The organism is Flavobacterium sp. (genome assembly GCF_044369455.1).
Classification (GTDB): Bacteria; Bacteroidota; Bacteroidia; order Flavobacteriales; family Flavobacteriaceae; genus Flavobacterium.
This window is the reverse complement of sequence record NZ_JBIPLW010000048.1, coordinates 1-2,570: the sequence shown is the minus strand read 5'-3', so window position 1 is coordinate 2,570 and position 2,570 is coordinate 1. Positions and strand designations below refer to the sequence as shown.

Genomic DNA, 2,570 nt, shown 5'->3' with positions numbered 1-2,570 from the left:
GATTGCTCTTCTACTTTGGTTGGCAATCCAAGTCGATCATAAGTGACATCATTGCGCCGTCCAAAAAAATCTATCGTTGCTGTTCGATTCAAATCTTGATCATATTCAAACTGTGCTAGAACATTCGGCGACGGAGCGGTCGAACGCCCGATGCTTTTGAGCATTCCTTTTGAAGAACCGGTTACAAAATACTCGTAAACCGTCGTTTCCCCGGCGGTGTTCGAGTGCGACGTTAACAGCCCACGTGGAAAATTGTTCCCGCCAGTCGAATATCCATAGTTCTCCGTCAGCAATTGCGACGATGCGAGATAACTGGCCAAAGGAGCATAATCTGACCCGTTGGCGATCCCATTTCCATCAACGTCTGGATAGACGGGACGGCCGTTGCTGGTCAGTCCATTCACGAACGCCACTCCATTGGTCGAAACGTAATTCTGCAAGGCGGTCTGATCATCCTGGTTTACGAATCCGTCGTTGTTCACGTCGAATCGATCAACAGGATTGGTCAAATAAGTTAGCATGTAGGGATAGCGGTTGTCTGGGTTCGCTGCAATACTCGCACCACCCATGGGTAGAATGGTGACTTGAATTGCATTCCCGTAACTATCGCGAGCGATCTGCTGAGTTGGCCTTCCTGTCTGAGTAATACTGATAGGTAAGGACCGCACATCGTAGACAATGCCGGTAACTCCAGCGGGCGAGTTGATTTGCGTTGCATTCTCTCGATCATCATAGGTATAGGTCGTTGTGCCAGTCCCCCCTGAAGCCGTCGGGAAAGTATGCGTCTTCGGATTGCCATGTTTGTTTCGATCGAATTTTTCGCTACTCCCGTCGGGGTACTTGATTTCAATCGGCAATCCGAATCGATCCGTTTTTGTTTTGGTTACGAATCCTCGAGGATTCGTCATGATCATTTCCATTTCACCCGGAATTGTTGCAGAACCAGAGGAACTGCCGTTCGCGAGAACCACGATGATGCCTCGGTCCTTCATATACGTATAGAGCCAAGTGCCAGCCCCCGGATCCACAATTTTTGTTGTACGTCCGAATCGATTGAACGTATACTTGGTCAGAGCATTTTCAGCATCCTTGACTTCCATCCAGCCGCCTGAAGCAGTAAATTGATAATTGAAATCGAGCGTCGGAGACTGCCTTGCGCCGCTCCCGTCGGGGTCAGGCAACGTTATTCGCGTGAGTTTGTTGTTGGTGACGGTATAGTCGGTAGTTCGACCAGAGAAGTCGATGGATTGGCTCAATCGTCCTCCGGAATATACGTAAGACAAAGTTCTTCCAAATGGATCTGTGATGATTGCAAGTTCGTCCACCGCACCATCATTGTCTCCATCGGTGTAGCCAAACTGTGTTAGGTTGTCATTCCGATCGAATTCTCGTACGAGCAAACCCGCAGGCGAGAAGATCTTTCTCGCACCATACTTGTCCTGCAACGTAAACTCACCGTTGTTCGCACGCGTGAGTTTAGATGTCATTCCGTCGGGAGTCGTATAGGTCGAGCCTTTGTAAATCCATGCGGTTTGGTCACCGCGAACATACATGGCACCAGACGAGAAGTCTGGGCTCGATGTGTTACCCGCACCGAATTGCTTCAACGGGTACAACCGCTCATATCGCGGGTTCCACCAGTTTGGCGTGTATTCCGAGTTGTCGTTGTTGACGACTCGGAAATCGTACGGCCTGCTGACTCGATATCGCAAGGAGCTACCATTTGGAAGCAACTTAACGGCGTCGATCACCATTTTTCCAGAATAGAAGCCGGTCGAAAAGTTTTTCATATCCAACGGCATGGAGAAAGCCAATCGCCGCTCGGCATCACCGGCGATCCCGTTAAACTGCGTTACAGGGAAATCGAAACCGCCGATGGTTAGTTTCGCGGAGTAGTGAGTTGGAACGTCTGTTCCGGCATCTCGCTTAATAACGAAAGACTGGATTTGGGAGCTACTATGGGTTCCGCCTATACGGTATTCGAGAACACCGTCCGTCGAAACGACCAAGGCACCTTCCTTAGAAGAAACCATACTTCCGTCCGGTCCATCTGTGGATACGCATATGCAGCTCTCCTCGTCTTCTAATTGTCTCTCGAAATCGAACTTGAGAGAGGCTGTTTGGAGGATGTCGTCATCCCTGATCGTTCCGAGAGCTTGAGGTTTCTTCATGACGAATGAGACCGATCCATTATTGGGAATGGATCCGACTACTGAGGCGCCGGTAATGTTTCCGAGAAATTCTTCGGTCAACTCCGGAACGAGGTCACCATTAATTGGGACTTCAAAAAATCCGGACGAAACCAATTGGATCGACGTAGAGACTGGCTGGTAGTCGCCTATCGGCGCAGCATACTTGGGATTCGGCTGGCCATTTGGCAATGTCTGGCTTACGGACGATGTGTCTAGCCCGATAGAAAGCGGATTGGAAAATGACCGTCCCGTCCGGCTCGCGGTTACTGCGAATCGCATCAGATTTGCAGGAGAATAGCCGCTGTCACCTTCCACTTCAGAAGCATCTTGAATTGAAAGCTCGACGAGTGAATCGTTATCGACAATCACTCCCGTTAC

1 protein-coding gene is annotated in these 2,570 nt (G+C 49.8%); it reads right to left on the bottom strand.

Annotated features, from left to right (window positions below; genetic code table 11):
• Positions 1-2,570, bottom strand: a 2,570-nt coding sequence (locus ACIQ2L_RS13770) for a dockerin type I domain-containing protein (RefSeq protein ID WP_396159811.1), incomplete at both ends; no start/stop codon positions are given.